General features: G+C 64.3%; 17 protein-coding genes. 10 read left to right on the forward strand and 7 right to left on the reverse strand.

What is annotated here, in order from left to right:
- The first annotated feature begins 6 nt into the window (after positions 1-6).
- From ACSKT0_RS04550 to ACSKT0_RS04560, 3 genes are all read left to right on the forward strand, one after another.
- Positions 7-774 (forward strand): SDR family NAD(P)-dependent oxidoreductase, encoded by a 768-nt coding sequence (locus ACSKT0_RS04550; protein WP_437772697.1) that lies wholly within the window; start codon positions 7-9, stop codon positions 772-774.
- A 62-nt stretch (positions 775-836) separates the two neighbouring features.
- Positions 837-2,186 carry an MFS transporter gene (locus tag ACSKT0_RS04555; RefSeq protein WP_437772698.1) on the forward strand — a complete coding sequence of 450 codons (1,350 nt, stop codon included), beginning with the start codon at positions 837-839 and terminating at the stop codon, positions 2,184-2,186.
- A complete protein-coding gene (locus ACSKT0_RS04560) occupies positions 2,137-2,952 on the forward strand; it encodes a triose-phosphate isomerase family protein (protein ID WP_437772699.1) in 816 nt (271 codons plus the stop codon). The genes ACSKT0_RS04555 and ACSKT0_RS04560 overlap by 50 nt, the downstream gene beginning before the upstream one ends.
- Positions 2,953-2,990: 38 nt before the next feature.
- Here the strand turns inward: ACSKT0_RS04560 and ACSKT0_RS04565 are convergent, their stop codons facing one another.
- The 3 genes from ACSKT0_RS04565 to ACSKT0_RS04575 form a co-directional block, all read right to left on the reverse strand.
- Positions 2,991-6,710, reverse strand: coding sequence for a TM0106 family RecB-like putative nuclease (locus ACSKT0_RS04565; RefSeq protein ID WP_437772700.1), 3,720 nt, complete (start codon positions 6,708-6,710; stop codon positions 2,991-2,993).
- 83 nt (positions 6,711-6,793) lie between these two features.
- Complete coding sequence (locus tag ACSKT0_RS04570) at positions 6,794-7,879, reverse strand: DUF1648 domain-containing protein (RefSeq protein ID WP_437772701.1); 1,086 nt, start codon at positions 7,877-7,879, stop codon at positions 6,794-6,796.
- Positions 7,876-8,268 carry a GntR family transcriptional regulator gene (locus ACSKT0_RS04575; protein WP_437772702.1) on the reverse strand — a complete coding sequence of 131 codons (393 nt, stop codon included), beginning with the start codon at positions 8,266-8,268 and terminating at the stop codon, positions 7,876-7,878. The genes ACSKT0_RS04570 and ACSKT0_RS04575 overlap by 4 nt, the downstream gene beginning before the upstream one ends.
- A gap of 79 nt (positions 8,269-8,347) precedes the next feature.
- Here ACSKT0_RS04575 and ACSKT0_RS04580 point away from each other — a divergent pair, with 79 nt between their 5' ends.
- The 4 genes from ACSKT0_RS04580 (at position 8,348) to ACSKT0_RS04595 (ending at position 13,459) form a co-directional block, all read left to right on the forward strand.
- Entirely contained in the window at positions 8,348-8,806 is a 459-nt protein-coding gene (locus ACSKT0_RS04580) for a nucleoside deaminase (protein WP_437772703.1), read from the forward strand.
- A gap of 153 nt (positions 8,807-8,959) precedes the next feature.
- The gene (locus ACSKT0_RS04585) at positions 8,960-9,397 is read left to right on the forward strand and encodes a CBS domain-containing protein (RefSeq protein ID WP_437772704.1); all 438 of its coding nucleotides are present in this window, start codon (positions 8,960-8,962) and stop codon (positions 9,395-9,397) included.
- A 108-nt stretch (positions 9,398-9,505) separates the two neighbouring features.
- Positions 9,506-11,923, forward strand: a complete 2,418-nt coding sequence (locus ACSKT0_RS04590; protein ID WP_437772705.1) for a Tex family protein — start codon at positions 9,506-9,508, stop codon at positions 11,921-11,923.
- Positions 11,924-12,046: 123 nt separating this feature from the next.
- Positions 12,047-13,459, forward strand: a complete 1,413-nt coding sequence (locus tag ACSKT0_RS04595) for a sensor domain-containing phosphodiesterase (protein WP_437772706.1) — start codon at positions 12,047-12,049, stop codon at positions 13,457-13,459.
- 331 nt (positions 13,460-13,790) lie between these two features.
- Here ACSKT0_RS04595 and ACSKT0_RS04600 read toward each other — a convergent pair whose 3' ends face one another.
- Positions 13,791-14,195, reverse strand: coding sequence for a DUF1622 domain-containing protein (locus ACSKT0_RS04600; protein WP_437772707.1), 405 nt, complete (start codon positions 14,193-14,195; stop codon positions 13,791-13,793).
- A gap of 18 nt (positions 14,196-14,213) precedes the next feature.
- Positions 14,214-15,119, reverse strand: a complete 906-nt coding sequence (locus ACSKT0_RS04605) for an MSMEG_6728 family protein (protein WP_437772708.1) — start codon at positions 15,117-15,119, stop codon at positions 14,214-14,216.
- Positions 15,120-15,595: 476 nt separating this feature from the next.
- Here ACSKT0_RS04605 and ACSKT0_RS04610 point away from each other — a divergent pair, with 476 nt between their 5' ends.
- The 3 genes from ACSKT0_RS04610 (at position 15,596) to ACSKT0_RS04620 (ending at position 18,098) form a co-directional block, all read left to right on the forward strand.
- Complete coding sequence (locus ACSKT0_RS04610) at positions 15,596-16,621, forward strand: adenosine deaminase (RefSeq protein WP_437772709.1); 1,026 nt, start codon at positions 15,596-15,598, stop codon at positions 16,619-16,621.
- Positions 16,622-16,804: 183 nt separating this feature from the next.
- Positions 16,805-17,629, forward strand: a complete 825-nt coding sequence (locus ACSKT0_RS04615) for a pullulanase X25 domain-containing protein (protein ID WP_437772710.1) — start codon at positions 16,805-16,807, stop codon at positions 17,627-17,629.
- A 115-nt stretch (positions 17,630-17,744) separates the two neighbouring features.
- The gene (locus ACSKT0_RS04620; RefSeq protein WP_404502402.1) at positions 17,745-18,098 is read left to right on the forward strand and encodes a GNAT family N-acetyltransferase; all 354 of its coding nucleotides are present in this window, start codon (positions 17,745-17,747) and stop codon (positions 18,096-18,098) included.
- Between the two features lie 28 nt (positions 18,099-18,126).
- Here ACSKT0_RS04620 and ACSKT0_RS04625 read toward each other — a convergent pair whose 3' ends face one another.
- Both ACSKT0_RS04625 and ACSKT0_RS04630 read right to left on the reverse strand, forming a co-directional pair.
- The gene (locus tag ACSKT0_RS04625; RefSeq protein WP_437772711.1) at positions 18,127-18,882 is read right to left on the reverse strand and encodes an ArsR/SmtB family transcription factor; all 756 of its coding nucleotides are present in this window, start codon (positions 18,880-18,882) and stop codon (positions 18,127-18,129) included.
- Positions 18,883-18,948: 66 nt separating this feature from the next.
- Positions 18,949-20,652, reverse strand: coding sequence for a DUF222 domain-containing protein (locus ACSKT0_RS04630; protein WP_437772712.1), 1,704 nt, complete (start codon positions 20,650-20,652; stop codon positions 18,949-18,951).
- Between the last annotated feature and the right edge of the window lie 37 nt (positions 20,653-20,689).

The raw sequence follows: 20,689 nt of genomic DNA on the forward strand, positions 1-20,689 counted from the left end.
ATACCCATGAGCACCTTCCCCGCAGAACGCACAGCAATCGTCACCGGCGCCGTCTCCGAGCGCGGCATCGGCCGGGCTACCGTCAACTACCTCGCGGCACAGGGCTGGAACATCGGCATCATCGACCTCGACGACGCCCTCTGCAAGAGCACCGCCAAGGAAATCGCCACCGAATACGGCGTGCAGGCCTATGGCGTGGGCGCCAATGTGGCCGATGAAGCATCCGTGCGCTCGGCGATCGACACGCTCGAGGCCGAGTTGCCGCAGATCGTAGCCTTGGCCAACGTCGCAGGCGTCAGCTCACCGATTCCGTACCTGGAACTCGAGCCTGCCGAATGGAACCGCGTCCTGAGCATCAACCTCAACGGCGTCCACTTCGCCACCCGCCGCGTGGCCGAATCCATGGTCAAGAACCGGATCGGACGCATCGTGAACATCTCCTCGGTTTCCGCGCAGCGCGGCGGCGGGACGTTCTCCAAAACCCCGTACTCGGTAGCCAAAGCCGGAGTCATCGGGCTGACCCGCGCCACCGCCCGTGAACTGGGGGAGTACGACATCACCGTCAACGCCATTTCTCCCGGCCCCATCGACACCGACATCATGGGCGGCACCCTCAGCGAGGAACGCAAGGACGAACTCACCAAGGACCTCGTGGTGAACCGCGTGGGCTCCACCCGGGACATCGCTGCCGCCATCGCCTTCCTCATCAGCGAAGACTCCGGCTACATCTCGGGCCAGACGCTGAATGTCGACGGCGGCCTGTACATGCACTAATGCCTGAAACCTGACTACTCAACACTGATTTCTCAACACTGATTACTCAACGAGGAGTTTCGATGTCCGCTGTAACAACGTCCACGAAGGAGATGCTGGATTCGCCGGTCCTGAAATCGGCGATCCGCAAGGCTGCCTTCCGGCTCATGCCGATGCTGGTCATCCTCTATGTGGTCTCCTTCCTCGACCGCACCAATGTCGGCTTCGCCGAAGCTGCGCTCGGCGCTGACAAAGGCGTCTCGGCCGGGGCGTTCGCGCTCGGTGCCGGTATTTTCTTCATCGGTTACGCGATCTTTGAAATCCCCAGCAACCTGCTGCTCAAGAAGGTCGGAGCGAAGATCTGGCTCGCCCGCATTGCAATCACGTGGGGCATCGTCTCTGCTTGCTTTGCCTTCGTGCAGGGTGAGACGTCCTTTGTGATCCTGCGGTTCCTGCTCGGCGTCACCGAGGCGGGCCTGTTCCCGGGCGTCATCATGTACCTGGCCGAGTGGTTCCCGAACAAGGTGCGAGTGCAGATGTTCGCGATCTTCTACCTCGCGCAGCCGTTCTCCCAAATGATCGGCAACCCGCTCTCGGGCTGGCTCATCAACATCGGCGACCAGCTTCCCGGCGTCCGGGGCTGGCAGGTCATGTTTTTCACCGAGGGCATCCTGGCCGTACTCGCCGGCATTGCGGCGTTCTTCTTCCTCATCAACGGCCCGGAGAAGGCCAAGTTCCTCAACCTCGACGAGAAGTTCGCGCTCAAGGAGATCATGACGCAGGAAGACACTGTCAAGGATGAAACCGGGCCGCGGGGCGTGTTCGCGGCGATGCGCAACGGTCGCGTTTGGTACTTCACCCTCATCTACTTCTGCCTGCAGATCGCCGTTTACGGCGTCACCTTCTTCCTCCCGCAGCAGGTTTCTTCGCTGACAGGCCAGAAGGTGGGTCTCGCCGTCGGACTGCTGATCGCCGTTCCGTGGTTCTTCGGAATCTTCTCCTGCTACCTGATCGGCCGGGCAGCCAACACGGTTGCCAAGCGCCGCATGTTCGGCACGGTGCTGTTTGTATCGACAGGTCTGTGCATCCTTGGGTCGGCGTGGGCCGGCACCAACCACCAGCCGGTGCTGGGGATGATCTTCATTACCCTCGCGGTATGCAGCTTCCTCGCAGTCGGGCCGGTCGTCTGGGCCTACCCCACCGCATTCCTTGCCGGTTCCGCAGCCGCGGCCGGCATCGGCCTCATCAACTCGCTGGGCAACCTGGGCGGTTTCGTGGCTCCGATCCTTCGGACCGCGGTCAACAGCGCCACGGCAGACCCCACCGGATCCGCCGGGGTCTACGCCCTCGGAATCCTGCCCTTCCTGGCGGCCGCCATGATGTATGGCACCCGGGCATTCAGGAACAAGGCCGACGATCTTCTGGGCAAGTAGCCCGTTGTACATCGGGGTCAGCACCAAGATGTACATGGGCTACCGGCACAGCTTGTCTTGGCTGGAGCGAGTGCGAAATGAAGTGGACGCCCGTCCGGCCCTCGTGGCCGGGCGGGTGGTCCCGTTTGTGATCCCGTCGTTCCCCATGTTGCCGGACGCCGTCCGGATTCTGGACGGCTCTTCGCTGCGCCTGGGCGCGCAGAACTGTGGCTGGGCTGAGGGTCCGTGGACGGGTGAAGTGTCACCGTCGCTGCTGGCGGAGCTCGGTGTGCGGCTCGTGGAGATCGGACACGCGGAACGGCGCCGGCACTTCAGCGAGGACGACGCCGTGGTCGCATTGAAGGTCAGGGCCGCGGTGGATGCAGGGTTGACCCCGCTGCTGTGCGTCGGCGAGGAGGCGGTCGCCGATCCGGGGGTGTCGGCGTCGTTCGTGTTCCGGCAGATCTCGGCCGCTGTACGGGACGACTGGGCGACGGCGGCCTGCCTGGTCATAGCGTACGAACCGGTGTGGGCCATCGGCGCTGCCGAGCCAGCCGGCGCGGCTTACGTGTCCGACGTCGTCGATCACCTCCGGGGCTTGCTTGCCGAACATGGCCTCGCCGGGCTGCCGATCATTTACGGTGGCTCCGCCAAACCGGGGCTCCTGCCTGAACTGCGGGGCGTGTCCGGACTTTTCCTAGGCCGCTTCGCCCACGACGCCGCGAACTTCGGGGCGGTCTTGGACGAAGCGCTGGGGTTACACGAAGCCCTTGGCTTGCCCAACTAACTCGCAGTAGTTGTCGTTTTCAGCCCTCATAACGACAACTAATGCGTGGGCCCACGCCGCCAGGGTTCCCTGGCCGAGCTTGCGAGGCGAGGGTGGCGGTGGGGATCAGTTGGGTCTCTGCGCTGGCACAGTCCCACGAAACCGCCCAGGTGCTCCAGCCCTTCCGGTTGGGTGGGCAGGTAGTTGGTCAGCTCCGGTGAGCGTACGACGACGGCCCGCCACTGACCGCGCGACACCGCCACATTGATCCGGTTGCGCGAGAGCAGGAACTCCATGCCGCGGGGCACCTCGGCTGCAGCCGACGCAGCCATGGACACGATTACCACAGGAGCTTCTTGCCCCTGGAACTTGTCCACGGTCCCGACCCGCACACCGCGAAGTCCAGCCGCCCTTAGTTCGTGCTGGATGAGCTGAACTTGGGCGTTATAGGCAGCAACCACGAGGATGTCCTTTTCAAGCAGTGGCCGCTCCTCGGATGATTCGCGTGGGTCCAGCCAAGCCAGACCAAGGTGTGCCCTCACTTGGCGGACTACCTCCACCGCTTCTTCGGGAGACTGCGTGGAATTGCCACTGTGCTGGACGTAAACGCACTCGACGCCGGCCCGAACGCCGGACAGACGCCGCGTCGAAGCAGCCGGTGCTGAATGCAGCCGGCCATCGTAGGACAGCTCCGACACCGCGGCGCACAGATCCGGGTGCATGCGCCACGACGTCGCCAGGAAGTAGCCGAGCTCCGCGGGCAGCGTGTGCATGCCGTTGGCCAGCCAGCCGAGAGCGGACTCATCGACCGGTTCGGGGTGCTTGCCCTGGGTGACTTGGGGAAGCTGCTGCGGGTCGCCGAGGAGCAGCAGTCTCTTCGTTGCCCGGCTCACGGCGAGGGTGTTGGCGAGCGAGAACTGACCGGCTTCGTCAATCACCAGCAAGTCCAAGGAGCCAGGAGGAACGGTCCGGCCGGTCATGGTCCACGCGGTGCCGCCGATCAAGCAGCCTTCCGCGGAGGCCAGCAGCCGCTCAAGGTCATCCTTGGTCTGCTGGTCCCACGGAACGGGGTCGTCATGCTTCATTTCCTTGGCGATGAGCGTAGGATCCACCCCGGCCTTCACCGCAGCGTGCAGCATGTTTTCGACGACCGCATGGGACTGTGCAACAACCCCTACCTTCCAACCTGCACGCACCAGCCGCGCCACGACGTGCGAGCCAACGTACGTCTTGCCCGTGCCGGGAGGCCCCTGCACTGCCAGGTATGACTGGTCCAGATCCGATACTGCGGCGGTGATGGCGTCCACATATGCATCGTCGCCGGATCCGACGGCGGGCAGTTCCAGAAGCGCGGCCAGCCTCGGCCGGATACGGCGTAACAAGTCCAACGCCGGATCCTTGGGCCATGACGGCAGACTGGAACGGAGCTTGACGGCCAGTTCGCTCAAGGCCTTCCTCTGCCCGTCCGTATTGACTGGAGCGTCGGGGGTCAATGCCATGGGAAGCTGCGAGTATTCGTCGGCACCCTTGGGCAGTCGCTCCGAAATCGTCACGACATCCGAAGCACCGTCGTCGGGCCCTGAAAGCGCGCCCCCGTCATCAAGGGCGTCGGGATCGCCTACCTCGATTACCTCAGTCCCTCCCGCTCCCGACCTGCCCAGGGCGCTGACTGCCTTGCCGTCGAAAGCCTCCGGCACGGGCGATTCGTACATCCGGAAGTACTTCTTACCGGGCGCGAAACCGGAGCCGTCGGCGGCGTGGCCGAACAGCCGTACCGTCCGGGCCGGGTTGCTGCGGGGAGTTGGCTTGGCCCAGTCGTCCAGCACTTCGCCGCCTTCCACGATGAAGCAGTCCCTCGTGTCTTCCCATTCGGAAACTGGCCGGTCCAGGCGGTCGAAGTGTCCCCACCAGAATTGCTTGTCCTCACGCCGGTGAAAACCGACCGCGGCCGCCACCATGGCCACCGCCCGGTTGTCGTTGGAGCGGAGGGAATCGTCCGGCAATTCCGCAAGGTAGTCGTGGAGGGCTGTTTCCTCGGGCGCGGCCTCGTACTTGTCCGGCTCGGTCTCCGCGGGTAGCTCGGGTCCCGAAGCGGCCGGAAAACCGGGTTCAATGGAGCGTTCCGCTGCCAAGCCCAGCAACCAATTCCGCAGTTCCAGGGTGGAGAGGCAATCGTATTCGTTGTAGTCGGAGATGCCCGCGAGGATGGTTGCCGCCTCGTCGTCGCGGTTCGCGTCCCGGGCCGTGCAGTAGTTGGCGTAGGCAACCACGGAGGCTCCGGCGTCGGTCACGTCGCCCGAACGCAAATGTTCGCCCATATACAGGGGCTCGAGTTTTTTGATGCTGTAGGAGTCTTCAGAAATGCGGATGCTGTGCCGCACGGTGTCGTAGAGGTCCACCAGCACGCCTTCGCGGAGGAGGTTGTCCACGGCGGCTTCGCCCACCGTGTGGATGACCGATAGGTTCCGCAGCGCGGTTTTCTCATAGGCCGCGTAGTGATAGATCCGCATGTCCGGATACTTCATGCGTCGTTCTTCCACGTAGTCGAGGAAATCGATGAACGCCTGCCGTTCCTCAGCCCGGGAATGTGCCCAGAACGGTTTGAACACCGGAGATCCGCCCGGCTCCGTCGGATTTTCCACGACCCCGAACAAGTACTCCAGTCCCCAGCGGCCCGTTACCGGGTCTTGCCACAGGGGGTCTCCCTCGAAGTCGAAGAAGATGTCTCCCGCGTCGGGCCGGGGGAGCCGGGCCAGGGAGTTGGACTCCAGGACGGAGTAGCTGATGCTCTTCGCAGTGCCCGTCTTGTCGGTGTAATTGAGTGTCCCATCGGGTGTGGCTGTTCCGGTTTGCAGTCGGGCTTGTTCCTGCAGTCGGCGCGTGGCGGAATCCGCGGCGTCGGGCATCCCGGCAAGGGCGTCGATGGTGAAGATGCCGTTTTCCATGAGCTTCTTGCGCCGGGTGATCCTCATCCCCGCCACCATCAGCAGATCCCGGTGGAGGCGCACTTGTTCTTTGCAGTAGTCGCAGCGCCCGCACGCGGTGACTCCGGGCGCGCCCCATTGGATAGGCTCCAGCCGCGATCGGTGCGCGTCCGTCAATGTGAGGAAGCGGTCCCGGCGTTCACGGAACACCGGAAGGACATCGGCGAGCCGGTGGTCGCTGTGCACGTAGTCGAAGCCGCCGGCGTCCGATCCGGCAGCGTCCCGCTGAATGGTAGCCCCGAGGACAAGGGTCAGGTCCGGGGCCGGAGTGATTCCCGCCTTGAGCAGCTGGTCGCCGTAGGCAGCCAGTTGCAGCAGCGCAGTGACCTTGGCATGCCGGGCGAGCTTGGTGTCGTACACTGCGTAGCTGCCATCCGGCTGCTTGACGAGGAAATCGGACCGTCCGTGAAACTGGCCGTCGAAGAATGCCGCCTGGAAGACCACATCCGCGCCCGATCGCAGCGCGTCGATCGATTCCGCATGCTTGGCTTGCAGGGTGGCGCGGTCCATCGCTTCGGCGGGAACGACGTCGAACACGCCCGCGCGCGTCAGCGGATCCCAGGTGCCGAACTCGGCCACGAAACGGTCCAGCACCCTGTGCTCGTGAACGTCGCCCAGGGCGGCGGTCCGTTCCAGCATTTCGTCGACGGCGAAGGACGGCTTCTGCGAGAGGCCCAGCTTCTCATCCAACTTGCGCAGCAACTGGTACTCGCACGTGGAGGCCGTGACGAGGTCGCTGGCGGAAAACACCAGATCCCGCTCGTGCCCTGCATCTACTGAATCGAGAAAAAACACCGTGCCCCCAGACCGTTGAGCTGATGAAGCCAAGCTATCAGTGCGGTCCGACAGTAAGGCAGCCCTGGGTCAGCGCGGTGGGCTCAGCCGCTGAAACGGAGGGTGATCACCAGGCCGATGAGCGCGACCACGCCGGCCAGGATCATGGCTGCCCTGGGATTGCCGAAGTTGAGGGTCCATCCTAGGCCGAAGCGCCGCGGAACCATCAGCGCATGGTCTTCGCGGTTGACGTAGAACAAACCGCTCCGCCAGTATTTGTCGTCCTCCCGATGGGTCAGGCCGGTGTCCTCCTCGCCCTCGTCCCTGGCGCGGTTGTTCCTGGCGAAGACGACGACGGCGACCGCGACGGCGGCCAGGATCGGGAGCGCGACCACCAGCGGCGCCCATGGCGTGACCGTGCCCGTCCACATCAGCAACGATGATCCCAGCATCGCCAGGTCGATCATCGCGAGCAATCCGAGGAGTGCCTTGGCGCCCAGCAGCATGTACCGGCGGTGCCAGTGCGCGGAGCCTGCCGGGTGCGCCGGGTCGATGTCGGGCCGGCTGCGGAAGAGGATCGCCGCTGCGATACCCATGAGCAGCGCGGTCACGCCGATTTGCACGAATACCAGTGAGAAGGCGGTGCCGATCGATTTGGCGGCCAATCGATTGGGCATGCCTTTCGCACCGTAGTGCACTGCGAGCACGTCCGGCATGGACGGGTAGCTGATCACGCCGATCACCACAGTGGCGATAGTGACGATCAATGCCGGCGCCAGCCAGAGCCAGGGAAAACGCGGTGGATCGGTCCGCAATTCGGTGTCCACCGCGATGACTTGGCGGACGCCCTCATACCAACCTCCGGCGGCTTTGGCCGCCCGGATTTCGTGGTTGGCCAGGAAGAAGCAGCCGTACCAGAAGCCGACCAGCACCAGCACCGACAGCGGCAATAGCAGCGTTTCGCCTGTCATTGCGTAAATGGCAAGGCAGACCCCGATGGCGACGATCCCGCTCAGGAGAACCCGCCAACGATAGATGCGGGTCTGCCTGACCACGGTCGGGTCGTCGGCACGCTGGGCCGGTACGCGGACCCCGAAGGGAACCGTCGGGCTGTTGATCGCGGGCAGGACCAGCGCGATGGCGAGCACCAGTGCCGCCAACGCGGAGCTCAGGACAATGGCAACGGTCATGGTGTTTCCTCTGGCTGCGTGGTTCCAAATGAATCGAGTATCGATCGGCAGGACTTGAGAACTTCGTCGGCCGATAGTCCCCTGGCGACGGCTTCGGCGAGGAGGGTCCGTGCCCTCGCAGTCCACTCCGCGCCGAACGGCGGGTCTGCGACTGTCGGGGTCACCACCGCGCCGGTCTTGCGGTTGAGCTGGATCAGGCCTTGCTGGCGCAACAGGTCATAGGCTTTGTTCACGGTGTGGAAATTGATCCCGAAGTCCGCGGCGAGCGTCCTGGTTGCCGGCAAAGAGCTGCCCTCCGCCAGCACGCCGTCGGCGATTGCCTCCACGATCTGGTCCCGCAACTGCTGGTAGATCGGTATGTCGCTGGCTAGGTCTACGTTGAGGATCATCACTCACACCTCCGTCTTTATTATATAAGTTATAGAACAAGTAGCGGAAGATCCCCACCACCCGGAAAGCAGGCTCCGAATGACCACGTCTGACGCCAAAACCGCCCAAGATCCCGCCTTCGAAGCCGCATACCAGGCAGCCCAAAAAAGCCTTCGCGAAGGCGGCATTCCCATCGGCGCAGCGCTAGCCCGCGGTGGCGTGGTGATCGCGAGCGGGCACAACGAACGCGTCCAGAACGGCGATCCCATCGCGCACGGGGAAATGTCGGCCCTTCGCGCAGCCGGCCGGCAGAAGAGCTACCGGGACACAACCCTCTATACGACCCTCGCTCCGTGTGCCATGTGCACGGGCACCATCATCCAATTCAAAATCCCGCGCGTGGTGGTGGGGGAGGCCCGCACCTTCGACGGCGAATTCGAGCTGCTGCGGTCCAGAGGCGTGGAGGTGGTGGTCCTCGATGACCAGAGGTGCGTGGACATGATGCGCACGTTCCAGGAAGAGAATCCGGAACTGTGGGCCGAGGACATCGCCGAGTAAGACCAGCGGAGCGCTGGGTAAGACCAGCGGAGCGCCGAGTAAGACCAGCGGAGCAAAAAGAATCTGGCCACAGCCAAACCCCAAGCGTAGGCTGACAGCATCGGCGTCGGTGCCGGGGGTCCGCGTCGATACCCAATCGATCAAGGAGGACTCATGAGTGTTGTGCGCGAATTCATGACCACCAATGCCCAGTGCGTCAAAGAAGAGCAGTCGCTGCGTGACGCGGCTGTCCTGATGCGCGATCTGGACGTCGGTTCGCTGCCGATCTGCGGCAACGATGGAAAACTCAAAGGATTCATCACTGACCGCGACATTGTGGTCAAGTGCGTTGCTGAGGGACTGGATGCCGACCGGCTGACCGCGGCAGATCTCGCCCAGGGCACGCCGATCTGGATCGATGCGGATGCCAGCATTGATGCCGCCATCGACCTGATGGAAAAGCACCAGATCCGGCGCCTTCCGGTCATCACCGACCACAAGTTGGTGGGCATCATCAGCCAGGGCGACATCGCCCGCAACTACACCGAGGAGCGCGTGGGCGAATTGGTGGAGCACATCTCCGCCAAGACCCCCATGGCGCAACTGGGCTAACCGCAACTTTCGCACCCATCAAGCGTCACGGCCCGCCGGCCGTGGCGCTTCCGTGTGCGGGCAATCCGCGCCGTCTTTAGCCACGGCGAACCCATAAGGCAAAATGTCATGGTGACCCATCTTCCCCAGCCCCAGTCAGCACAGCCCCAATCAGCAGACGCCGCCATCCACGCCGTGATCGCCGACGAGCTCGGTGTGAAGGCCTGGCAGGTCAAGGCCGCGGTTGACTTGCTCGACGCCGGATCGACTGTCCCGTTCATCGCCCGGTACCGCAAGGAAGTCACCGGGACGCTCGATGACACCCAGTTGCGCGAACTCGAGGAACGGCTCAGGTACCTGCGGGACCTTGAGGACCGCCGTCGAACTGTGCTTGAGGCGATTGCCGCTCAAGGCAAGCTGACTCCGGAACTGGAGGCTGCCGTCGTCGGCGCGGATACCAAGTCCCGGCTGGAAGACATCTACCTGCCATTCAAGTCGAAGCGCCGCACCAAAGCGCAGATCGCCCGCGAAGCCGGCCTTGAGCCGCTCGCCGATGCGCTGCTCGGGAACCCGCAGCTCGAGCCTGAGCGTGAGGCCGCCAAGTACCTCAACGCCGAACACTCCATCGACGACGCCTCCGCGGCCCTCGCCGGCGCGCGCTCGATCCTCGTGGAGCGGGTATCCCAGGACCCCGATCTCGCCGAAACGCTGCGCGAGCGGTTATGGACGCAGGGACGGATGGTTTCGCGCGTGAAGAAGGGCCAGGAAACCGAGGGGCAAAAGTTCAAGGACTATTTCGAGTTCTCCCAAGTGCCTTCCGGAATGCCCGGCCACCGCGTGCTAGCGCTCTTGCGAGGCGAGAACGACGGCGTCCTAGAGCTTGATCTCGCCGAGGCAGAACCCGCCGACGACGACGCCCTGGCCGCCGCGCGCGGCCGGTACGAGAACGCTGTGGCCAAGTGCCTCGGGGTCGCCGAGCGTGGCCGCCCCGCCGATTCATGGCTTGTGCAGACCGCACAGATCGCCTGGCGCTCGCGCATCCTGGACCGGCTCAGCAATGACCTGCGCGGCCGCATGTTCGCCCAGGCCGAGGATGAAGCCGTGAGGGTGTTCGCCGCCAACCTCCGCGACGTGCTTCTTGCAGCTCCCGCCGGAAACCGTGCCACGCTGGGCCTGGACCCGGGACTGCGCACCGGGGTGAAAGTGGCCGTCGTCGATGGCACCGGCAAAGTCGTCGCCACCGACACCGTTTATCCCCACGCCCCGGCAAAGAAATGGGACGAGGCCCTGGTGACGCTCGAGCGCCTGGCGCGGCAGCACGCCGTCGAGCTGGTGGCGATCGGCAACGGCACGGCGTCCCGCGAAACCGACAAGCTCGCGGTGCAGCTCATCAAGTCGCTGGCAGCATCCGGCGGGCCGACGTTGCAGAAACTCGTGGTCTCCGAGGCAGGTGCGTCCGTGTATTCGGCGTCTGCGCTCGCGGCCGCGGAACTGCCCGGCATGGACGTGTCCTTGCGCGGGGCCGTTTCGATCGCCCGACGCTTGCAGGATCCGCTGGCCGAATTGGTGAAGATCGAACCGAAGTCGATCGGGGTGGGGCAGTACCAGCACGATGTCACGGCTGCCAAGCTCGACCGTTCGCTGGACGCCGTCGTCGAGGACTGCGTGAATGCGGTGGGCGTGGACGTGAACACGGCGTCGCCCGCGCTGCTCGCCCGGGTGGCCGGCGTCGGGCCGCTTCTCAGCGAGAACATCGTGGCGTACCGCAACGAGAACGGCCCCTTCGCTAAGCGGGCCGACCTCAAGAAGGTGCCGCGGCTGGGTGCCAAGGCTTTTGAGCAGTGCGCGGGCTTCCTGCGGATCACCGGGGGAACGGAACCGCTCGACGCGTCCAGTGTCCACCCGGAAGCGTATTCGGTAGCCCGGAAGATCGTCGCTGCTGCACGTGGCGCTGCTGTGTCTTCGCTCGATCCGCAGGCGTTCGTGGACGGGACGTTCGGCCTGCCGACGGTGCGCGACATCATGTCCGAGCTCGAAAAGCCGGGCCGCGACCCTCGGCCGGCATTCGCGGCGGCGACGTTCTCCGAGGGCATCGAGAAGATTTCGGACCTCAAGCCCGGCATGATCCTGGAGGGCACCGTCACGAATGTGGCAGCGTTCGGGGCTTTCGTGGATGTCGGAGTACACCAGGACGGGCTGGTCCACGTGTCCGCGTTGTCCAACAAGTTCGTGTCCGATCCCCGCGAGATCGTGAAGTCCGGACAGGTTGTCCGCGTGAAGGTCCTTGAGGCGGACCCGGAGCGGAAGCGGATTTCGCTCACCCTCAGGCTCGACGACGAACCTGGCACCGCGGGCGGGTCCGGTTCCCGGGGCGGCGGGCGTGAGCGCGGCTCGCGCCCGGCGGCGCCGCAGGGTGGACATAGCGCGAAGGCGGCTCTTGCTAAGGGTGCGCCTGCTCGCAAGGCGGCGCCTGCGAAGGCGGCTCCCCAGGCGCCGGTCAACACGGCCATGGCGGAAGCGCTGCGCCGGGCCGGGCTGGGGAAATAGCCGCACACATTGTCCGGCCCCGGCACCCAAAGGCTGATCATTCTGAAGGGATGCTACTGATTCCCGACGTATGAGTGGCATCATGTAGGAGATCAGCAGCGTTAGCTTGTGCCAGGGGGGGCCATGATTCGAACGCGCGGGCAGGGGAAGAGGACACGGACGTTCAGGCCTAGATGGTGGTTGTATGCCATCTTCGCCATGGAGTTGTGTGTTGCCCTGGCGGTGGGGCTGCCCTACCTCTTCGGCGATGATTCCTGGGAAGCCTGGGGATGGCCGGTCTGGATTTCGGATGCTTTTTCGTTGCTCGTGGTGCCGGCAGTGGTTTTCGCATCATTTTTTTTGGTGCGCCAGCAGCTCCGGGAGCGGGCTGAAGCCTCCCGGACCACCCGCTTGATGGACACGGTGCTGAGCACCAGCCGGGAGTGGTTGTGGGCCATAGGACCTGACGGGCGCTTCACCTTCTCCAGCCCGGCGGGCGTGGATTTGATCGGCTACGAGCCTTCAGAGCTACTAGGCAGGCATTTCCGTCTGATCATTGACCCTGATGATCTGGCCGACGCCCTGCAGGGAAGGGCTTCCACTCAAGATGCTGCCGCCGGGTGGTCCGGACTTCACGCCGTGTGCCGCCACAAGGACGGCAGCAGGGTTCTGGTCGAGGTGTCCGGAAGAGCACTTCGCGACGCCGCTGGACGCCCAAGTGGTTTTGAGGGGACCAGCAGGGCCCTTGATCCCCGGACACGGGACTCGCTGGCTACCGGGGAGATCAGGAGCCGGATCGAGGCGGTGCTCGCCAGGCGTTCCTTGATGACGGCATTCCAACCCATCCGCTCCCTGGAATCAGACTCAATCGTTGGGGCTGAAGCCTTGACGCGGTTCCCGGGATCTCCGAGCATTTCCCCCGAGATGATGTTCGCCGAGGCTACCACCGTCGGACTGGATGTTGAGCTTGAGATTCTTGCCCTCGAGACCGCCCTCGCGGCTGCGAAGGGGCTGCCACTCGCGTTGTCGGTTTCCGTGAATCTCTCACCCCGGGCATGCCTTGACGCGAGACTCTCCGATATTCTTGCGCACTCTGGAATATCGACGGGCCGGATCGTGCTCGAGGTGACGGAACGCCACCACGTTGTTGACTATGGTCCCCTCGCTGCGGCGCTTGCACCTTTGCGCTGCCGCGGCTTGAGGATCGCCGTTGATGACGCAGGTGCTGGCTTTGCTTCCATGCGCCACATCCTGTTGCTGAAGCCCAATGTGATCAAGCTGGACAGGGAGATCATCGCCGGCATCGACACCGACCCGGGCCAGCGGGCCCTCGGGGCGGCCATGGTCGGCTTCGCGAAGGAAATCGGGGCAGCCCTGGTCGCCGAAGGGATTGAAACCGAAGCCGAGCTAAGTGCGGTAGCCGAGCTCGGCATGACTGCGGGGCAGGGCTACCTGCTGGGCCGGCCTTCGGTGCGGCCGGAGGAATGGGCACAGTGGGACGAGGCGTTCCAGCACCGGGGAAGACCGAAGACATCGATGAAGCCCGGGCCCAACTAGTCCCCACCGGCTCCCAGCCTTCGCAAGCTCAGGCCGGGTCCCTCGCCGGCGTCGGCCCACGCAGTAGGTGTCGTTTTGAGCCCTGAAAACGACACCTACTGCGAGTTAGTTGCGTTAGGGGATGGCCTGAGCTGGCACTCATCGGGAACCAGAGTATTCACCAAAGGGCCTAGCGGGCATTTCCAATGTAACTACTCATTCGTCCCAAACAAGAACACTCATTTTGCCGCCGTCGCCTTGGTGGCCTACGAGATCTTGGTTATCCGGGCACTCGTCCGTCGGCAGAACAAGTAGCCGCAACGCCAAAACGACGGCGGCGCCTACTCGTGTGTCACGAAGCCGGTGATGTGAGAGGGGCTCCCGAGTCCGGCGTGGGAGCGGGAGCCTTCTGCCACGGCCAACGCCCGGTGATCTCAAGCTCGATGGAGAAGCTCAAGAACGTCCGGATCAGCACGATGACCGCCAGCACCCCCACGCTCTCAAAAGTGGGGGTGACTGCGACAGTACGAATGATGTCCGCGGCCACCAGAAATTCGAGGCCAAGCAGGATGGAGCGTCCCAGAAGCTGCCTGTAGGAGCGGTAGACCGAAAGCGGCGCCGAGCTTGCCGGCAGGCGTTTGGGCTTGTAACCGCGCAGGGCAAGGGGTATCGATGCGATGGCTCCCACAACCATCACTGCCACACCCGCAAAGTCCATGTACCGGCCGACGGCCTCGATGATTTGCTGGAAATCCATCAGTCCCCTTGTCCCAGGCTAGGGTGCCGGGATCGGGAAGAATGCCCGAGGATCCTGCAACAAGGCCGGGTAGTCGAAGTCCGTGCGGTCAATGATCTTGGTGACCTCGAAGTTGCGGCCGAAACGTCCGTCTTCCAGCGTGATCGGCCGGCCGAGGATCTTGCCCAGGGCGAACTTGGCGCCGCCCTCGATGGGGACGAGGACTGGCGTGTTCCCGGGGAGCGTCCGGAAGGCCTCGTCCTGGCGCTGGCGGTTGCGGGTGGGCCTCTTCACCAGTTGCTTCGGGGCCTTGCGGGCGGTCTTGCCCGGGCGACGGGACGTTTCCGAAGCGTAGACGAATTGGTAGCCGTCGCCGTCGATGTTCGCGGCCTTGGCTTTGCCCGCTGCCGGCATCCCCACCTTGTCGATCTTCTCGGGTTCGACGTCGCCCACCGGAGCGCGAAGCACCCAAATGAAGTCGTCGTAGGGGTCTTCGGGGATGAACTCGTGACTGGGCTCGGGCCAGAGGTACTCAAGGTCGTTCGGAGTGTCGGGAAAAAGCTCGGCGTAGAAGCGGGGCTCTTTCTGGAGCAGCTTGGAGCGGTGGCTCAAGTGGAAGTCGGCGTCGCCGAGCCACGGCGGCATCGGAATCTTGGAGGCGTAGTCCGGGTGGGCTGCTTGGGGTGCGAACTCGGTGATGCTGGCGCGGGTGTTGTCCGGATTGCCGCGGGCGACCCATTCGTCCACCATGGCCAGGCCGTAGAGAGTAAGTGCGGGAACGTAGCCCATCCACATGCGGATAGCGGGGTGGGAGGGCCGGCCGAACTCGGGGATCACCAGTGCGCGAAGGATCTGCAGTGCTTCGACACGCTGCTTGCCTAGCCTTGCGGTGTCCAAGACGGCAGCACTCTGCTTGAAATCGGGGAACGGAAGGAAGGTCTGCATCCTTTCAGTTTGGGGGCCGAACCGCGTAGATCCAAGTTGGCGCGGTGTGGCCTTCCCCTCGCTCGTGGTATCGGGGCCCTGAAGATCGCTTTGGCGGCGATACTTGTCCCATGGATGCTGCGCCGGAATTCGGTCATGAAGTACATAGCAGTTTTGCTTGCTGGTGTTGCGGCACCGAGTATCCGGAGGCCGAGATCGTCCGGCTTGGAGCACATCCGGAGGCGGGAGTATGCCTGTCTTGTACTGTCTCGCTCCGAAGCGCCGCGCGTCGGCGGGAGACTCGTGCCGGAAACTGGCCCGCTCGTGCAGTTCTGGGGTCGGTTGATCGAGCCCGCGGCGCGGTAATGGCCCGCCGCTGGCAGCACCATCCGGTGTTTGGGTCCCTCTTGCGGAGAATCAACCGCTTCCTGCCGTAAAGCCCGCTTTGCGGTTCCGCTCGAATCGGGTGCATTCAGTATTCGTCCTAGTCTTGTCGGGTGGAAACTTTTGGCGAATCGACGACGACGGCGGCACCTCCGGTTGCCGAACTGCACCTACACATCGAGGGGACGCTCCAGCCCGAGCTGATTTTCGCGCTCGCGGAACGGAACGGGATTGAGCTTCCGTACGCGGATCTGGATGAGTTGCGCGCCCGGTACGAGTTCACTGACCTGCAGTCATTCCTGGATCTGTACTACGCCAACATGGCCGTGTTGCGCACCGAACAGGATTTCGCGGACATGACCAGGGCCTATTTGGCGCGCGCCGCGGCCGGTGGCGTGCGGCATGTCGAGATCATGATGGATCCGCAGGCGCACATCTCGCGCGGAGTGGCACTGGAGACGTGCGTGAACGGTGTGGCGTCCGAACTCACGACGTCGGAAGAGGAGTTTGGCGTCTCGACGCTCCTGATTGCCGCGTTCCTGAGGGACATGTCCGAGGAATCTGCGCTGGAGGTTCTGGAGCAGCTCCTTGCCATGAAGGCGCCGATTGCCGGCATCGGCCTGGATTCGGCCGAGGTGGGCAATCCGCCGTCGAAGTTCGAACGGTTGTACCGCCGGGCGGCGGAGGCCGGACTCCGACGGATAGCGCACGCCGGTGAGGAAGGCCCCGCTTCGTATGTGTACGAGGCTCTCGACCTGCTTGGCGTGGAGAGAATCGACCACGGCATCCGCTGCATGGAAGATCCGGCCCTAGTGGAACGGCTGGTGGCCGAGCAGATCCCGTTGACCGTGTGCCCCCTGTCCAACGTCCGGCTGCGCGCCGTGGATACCCTGGCCGATCACCCTTTGCCCGCGATGTTGGCGGCCGGGCTGAATGTCAGCGTGAATTCGGACGATCCCGCCTACTTCGGTGGCTACGTGGACGACAACTTCGAGCAACTGGTCGCGGTGCACGGCTTGTCTGTTGCTGACCGGGCCCGCCTGGCCGCGAACTCTGTGCGTTCGTCGTTCGCGGACGAGTCCCGGAAGGCGGAACTGTTGGACGAGGTTTCGCATTGGGAGAAGGCTTCGGGGGAGTAAGGGAGGCCTTCGAGGGTACCTCAATCGCCTGCTACTGACCGGTACCCGAGAGCCTTCCATCACTTGCCGACCGTTTGGGCGTAATAGTGGGTCACGACACACGGTGTTTACCGAGAACAGTCGCCAGAATTTACAGAACATTGGCAGACTGCTGAAGGAATGTTCGCCGTTGAAGGAGACCCAGTGGCCAAGTCCACCGTCGAAAAAAGCAGTGCCCGTCTCAAGACCGTCCTGGACGTCTTGGCTGAGGGAACCTGGTCCGAGAAGTCGTTGAATGCCGGCGAGATCCTGGCAGAAGCGATTGTCCGTGTCCCGCTGGATGAGCGCGAGAGTGAGCTGCTTAGTGGAGGCATTCCACGCGGCCATAAGAGCCTGACGACGGAGACCGCGAAGCTGGTCAAAGCTGGCTGGCTGATCAAGGGTCGCTCGGGCTGGACCATCACCGACGACGGTCTTCGTGCCACTGTCGCTTTCGCCAAGCCGGACGAGTTCGTTACTGCGCTGACTGAGGGTACCCCCGTCCCTGCAGGCACTCCGCTTCCCACGGCCCCCGTCAAGAAGGCCGCAGCCAGGAAGCCCGCGGCAAAGAAGGCGCCTGCTGCAGAAAAGGCCGCGGCGGCTAAAGCAGCCGCGGAAAAGGCACCGGCCGCCAAGGCAGCGCCTAAGAAAGCTGCCGCACCCAAAGCGACTGCCGCCGTCGAGAAGCTCGACCAGCCGTCCGCCGTCGCGATCGCCGGTGACTTCAACACGATTCTCGGCGCGCCGGAGGACTGGGCTCCGCAGTACGACGAGGTGCAGATGAAGTTCAATTCGCGTCGTAAGGTGTGGACCCTCGCCGCCACGCTGCCTGCCGGTTTCTACACCTACAAGATCGCGCTGAACCGCTCGTGGGACGAGAACTACGGCGCGTTCGGCGCGCGTGATGGTGCCAATCACGAACTGCAGCACGACGGCGGCAAGATCACCTTCACGTACGACCACGCCACGCGCGACATCGTCACGGCTTAGCCGTAACTCCCAAGTTTTCTCCAAGTCCAAATGTGGACTTGGAGAAAACGTGGGAACAAAGCGCCCGGACTCCGAGGTTAGGGTAGGTCAAAAGGACCTAACCGAGGAGCCAGCGATGACCGATGCCACCTTCCGCCACAACGTTGACCGCGAACGCTTTGAAGTGCTCGCTGATGGCCACGTGATCGGTAAGGCCGCGTACAAAGCGTACGACGACGGTGGGTCCCCGCAGCGGATTTTCTACCACACCGTGATCAACGAGGAGTTCGGCGGCCAAGGGCTGGCGGGCAGGCTCGCCGAAGTTGCCTTGGATGAGACTGTGAGCGAGGGACTCGGGATCGTGCCCGTGTGCCCTTTCATCAAGAAGTTCCTCACCAAGCACTCGGAATACGCGGCGAACGTGACTGCACCGACGCTGGCGCATTTGGAGTACCTCAACGCGGCCCTCGTTCCGGCTGCCAGGGCCTAAAAGCGGCGGGTCGCACCGCCGTCGAGCCTCATGAATACATCAATGAACCCGGAGTGGTGAGAACCTCGCCGGTCTCCAGCCAGGTCTTCAGGCCGGAGAGGATCATCGGCCAACCGCCGTAGATCTGGTCGTTACCGCCTTCGCGAAGGTCGCTGTGGGTGACGGTCAAGTGGCAGGAGTCGCCGACGGGTTCGATCTCCCATGTGACGCGTGATGTGCCCTCCGCTTTGACGTCCTCGCCCCAGAGCGCGCGCATGGTTTGGACGAGCCGGCGCGGCGGATCGACCTCCACGTTTTCGCCTTCGCCCAGGACCATTCCGTTGGCTTTGGGATTATGCATCTCGTAATGCCCGCCCGGCGTCCAGTCCGCGGTGTGGGTGTTGCCGAACTGGTACTTGCTGCGGGTGTCGCTGTCCGTGATGGCTTCCCAAAGCCGCTCCGGAGTGGTCTTGATGTAGATTTCGAAGATCTTTTCCACGGGACTTTCCAATCTGGTCTTGAGGTCGCTCAACGCAGCGGCCCACGGTTCTGCATATTTGCTCACCCAGCGGTCGTGGACGAGCCTGATGGGTACCGGATTCAGGTAGTGGAGCTTTTCGCGACCACGACGGCGGGTCACAACCAGCCCGGCTTCCTCAAGGATCTTGAGGTGCTTCATGATCCCGAAACGGGTCATGTCGAACCGTGCTTCGAGTGCGCTGAGCGTCTGCCCGTCCTCGTGGAAGAGCTCGTCGAGCAGATCCCTGCGGGTGGGGTCGGAGAGTGCCTTGAAGACGGCGTCCATGCATTCAGAATAGGTGACCATTTGGTCACATGTCAACGGATTCGGGTGGACTTCAACTGGGCAGGCTTACGTCCGGGTGGGTCTGAAGTGGTGGTTGCGTCGGGGTGTTTGGCGGGGGTCGACGTGGGGTGGTGGTTTGAACCATGCTGTGCCGGTGTCCAGGGTGATGGTCCAGTGTTCTTTGTGGATGACGTGGTGGTGGTGGCTGCATAAGAGGGTGCCGTTGTCGGTTCCGGTGGTGCCGCCGTGGGACCAGTAGGTGATGTGGTGGGCTTCGCACCAGGGTGCGGGGATGGTGCAGTCGGGGAAGGCGCAGCCTTGGTCCCGGGCGATGATGGCTTTGCGGATGTGGGGCGGGAAGATGCGGGTGGTGCGGCCGATGTCCAGAACGCGGCTATCGCTGCCGAGCAGGACGGGGATGATGTCCGCGTCGCAGGCGATCTTGCGGATGACCGCGGGGTGGAGCGGGCCCTGAAAGGTGGACGCGCCGCTGCTGAGGCGGGGACCGGCGGGCGTTTCGCGGCCGAGGTGGTCGAGGTGTTCGAGGAGGTCCCGGTAGTCGATGGTCACCATCACCTGGGGCCGGAGGCCGCCGTTGGCGGGCAGTTCGCCGGTGGCCAGGGCCACTGCGCAGGCGCCGGTGAGCCCGTCGAGGAGTTTCTGTGCCCGGGAGCGGCGGTCCAGGCCGGGGCCGGTGCCTGTGCCGGTGCCTGTGCCGGCGGCGTTGGGCTGCAGGCGGGGGTTGGTGGCGGTGTTCATGGCGGTGGCGAGGGTTTCGAATTGTTCGGCGGTGGCGAAGATTTCCAGGTGGTGCAGGCCGCGGCGGGGTTTGCGGATGAACGCTCCTTGGCGGTGGCGTAGTTCTTCCTCGCCGGGTTCGGTTCCGTCCTGGTCGATGGCGTCGACCCAGCGTTTGGCCATGCGGGAGACGAAGTCCGGATCGCTCTCAAGTGCGGTGTCGGTCAGGGAGTGTTCCATCTGCAAGGTGGTGTCGGTGTCGGCGAGGTGGCGTACCTGGTCCAGGGCGGTGCTGATCACGGTGGCGGAGCGGGAGGGCAGGGCCGCCGAGGCAAGGGCCGCGGCGAGGACCTCGTGCCGTGCGGGGAGGTCCTGTCCGGCGATCCCGGTCTGCGGGAGCACCCCTGAGGCCAGGACGAGCCGGCGCCTGGCTTCGCCGATGCCGATCCGCAGCCTGGCGCGCAGGAATTCGGCGGCGTTCCGGTACCCGTCGTCGGCCGCGTCGGCTGCGACCGCAAGGCCGGCCGCGTCGGCTGCGACCGCAAGGCCGGCCGCGGCTCCCGTGTCGGCTTCAGTTCCCGCGACCGGTGCGGCTGCGGTGTCGGCTGCGGTGGGTTCGGTCCAGCCGGTCCGCCACCCCGGCGCCGGGGATGCCTGCCATGCCGTCTGGGCTTCGCGCCGGGTCCGTTCCACGGCCTGGGCTGCGACGAGCTGCAAAAACTCGACCGTCCGGGAGATCTCCTCGACCTTGCCGGCGAAATCGGCGGCTTCGGGGAAAGCCAGCACGCGGGCGTCGGCGAAAGCGGTTGAACGCAGCGCATCCATCGCCGCCACCGCCTGATCAAGCTCATGTGCGGGGGACAGCGCGGCCCGCGGGGACAGCGCGGCCGGCGACGGCACGGCGGCCGGGTTTTGCTGCCCGGCATGCCAGGCAGGGACGGGCTTCAGGCGGCGGGACAGTCGTCCCGGCGCCGCGATCCCGCCATCGGGCGAGGCTGCCCGACGTGCCACGAGTTGACCGATGCCTTCCATGAATAAACCCTGTCACGGGGGTCTGACTTTTTTAGCC

It is taken from the genome of Arthrobacter sp. KNU40 (assembly GCF_051515115.1).
Classification (GTDB): domain Bacteria; phylum Actinomycetota; class Actinomycetes; order Actinomycetales; family Micrococcaceae; genus Arthrobacter.

Bases quoted from the DNA above. Each gene is read 5' to 3' on its own strand.
- ACSKT0_RS04625 (WP_437772711.1), bottom strand. From the start codon at position 18,882: ATGGACGCCGTCTTCAAGGCACTCTCCGACCCCACCCGCAGGGATCTG.
- ACSKT0_RS04620 (WP_404502402.1), top strand. From the start codon at position 17,745: ATGACCGATGCCACCTTCCGCCACAACGTTGACCGCGAACGCTTTGAA.
- ACSKT0_RS04630 (WP_437772712.1), bottom strand. From the start codon at position 20,652: ATGGAAGGCATCGGTCAACTCGTGGCACGTCGGGCAGCCTCGCCCGAT.
- ACSKT0_RS04555 (WP_437772698.1), top strand. From the start codon at position 837: ATGTCCGCTGTAACAACGTCCACGAAGGAGATGCTGGATTCGCCGGTC.
- ACSKT0_RS04550 (WP_437772697.1), top strand. From the start codon at position 7: ATGAGCACCTTCCCCGCAGAACGCACAGCAATCGTCACCGGCGCCGTC.
- ACSKT0_RS04575 (WP_437772702.1), bottom strand. From the start codon at position 8,268: ATGATCCTCAACGTAGACCTAGCCAGCGACATACCGATCTACCAGCAG.
- ACSKT0_RS04605 (WP_437772708.1), bottom strand. From the start codon at position 15,119: ATGCAGACCTTCCTTCCGTTCCCCGATTTCAAGCAGAGTGCTGCCGTC.
- ACSKT0_RS04600 (WP_437772707.1), bottom strand. From the start codon at position 14,195: ATGGATTTCCAGCAAATCATCGAGGCCGTCGGCCGGTACATGGACTTT.
- ACSKT0_RS04590 (WP_437772705.1), top strand. From the start codon at position 9,506: ATGGTGACCCATCTTCCCCAGCCCCAGTCAGCACAGCCCCAATCAGCA.
- ACSKT0_RS04595 (WP_437772706.1), top strand. From the start codon at position 12,047: ATGATTCGAACGCGCGGGCAGGGGAAGAGGACACGGACGTTCAGGCCT.
- ACSKT0_RS04580 (WP_437772703.1), top strand. From the start codon at position 8,348: ATGACCACGTCTGACGCCAAAACCGCCCAAGATCCCGCCTTCGAAGCC.
- ACSKT0_RS04570 (WP_437772701.1), bottom strand. From the start codon at position 7,879: ATGACCGTTGCCATTGTCCTGAGCTCCGCGTTGGCGGCACTGGTGCTC.
- ACSKT0_RS04560 (WP_437772699.1), top strand. From the start codon at position 2,137: ATGGCACCCGGGCATTCAGGAACAAGGCCGACGATCTTCTGGGCAAGT.
- ACSKT0_RS04585 (WP_437772704.1), top strand. From the start codon at position 8,960: ATGAGTGTTGTGCGCGAATTCATGACCACCAATGCCCAGTGCGTCAAA.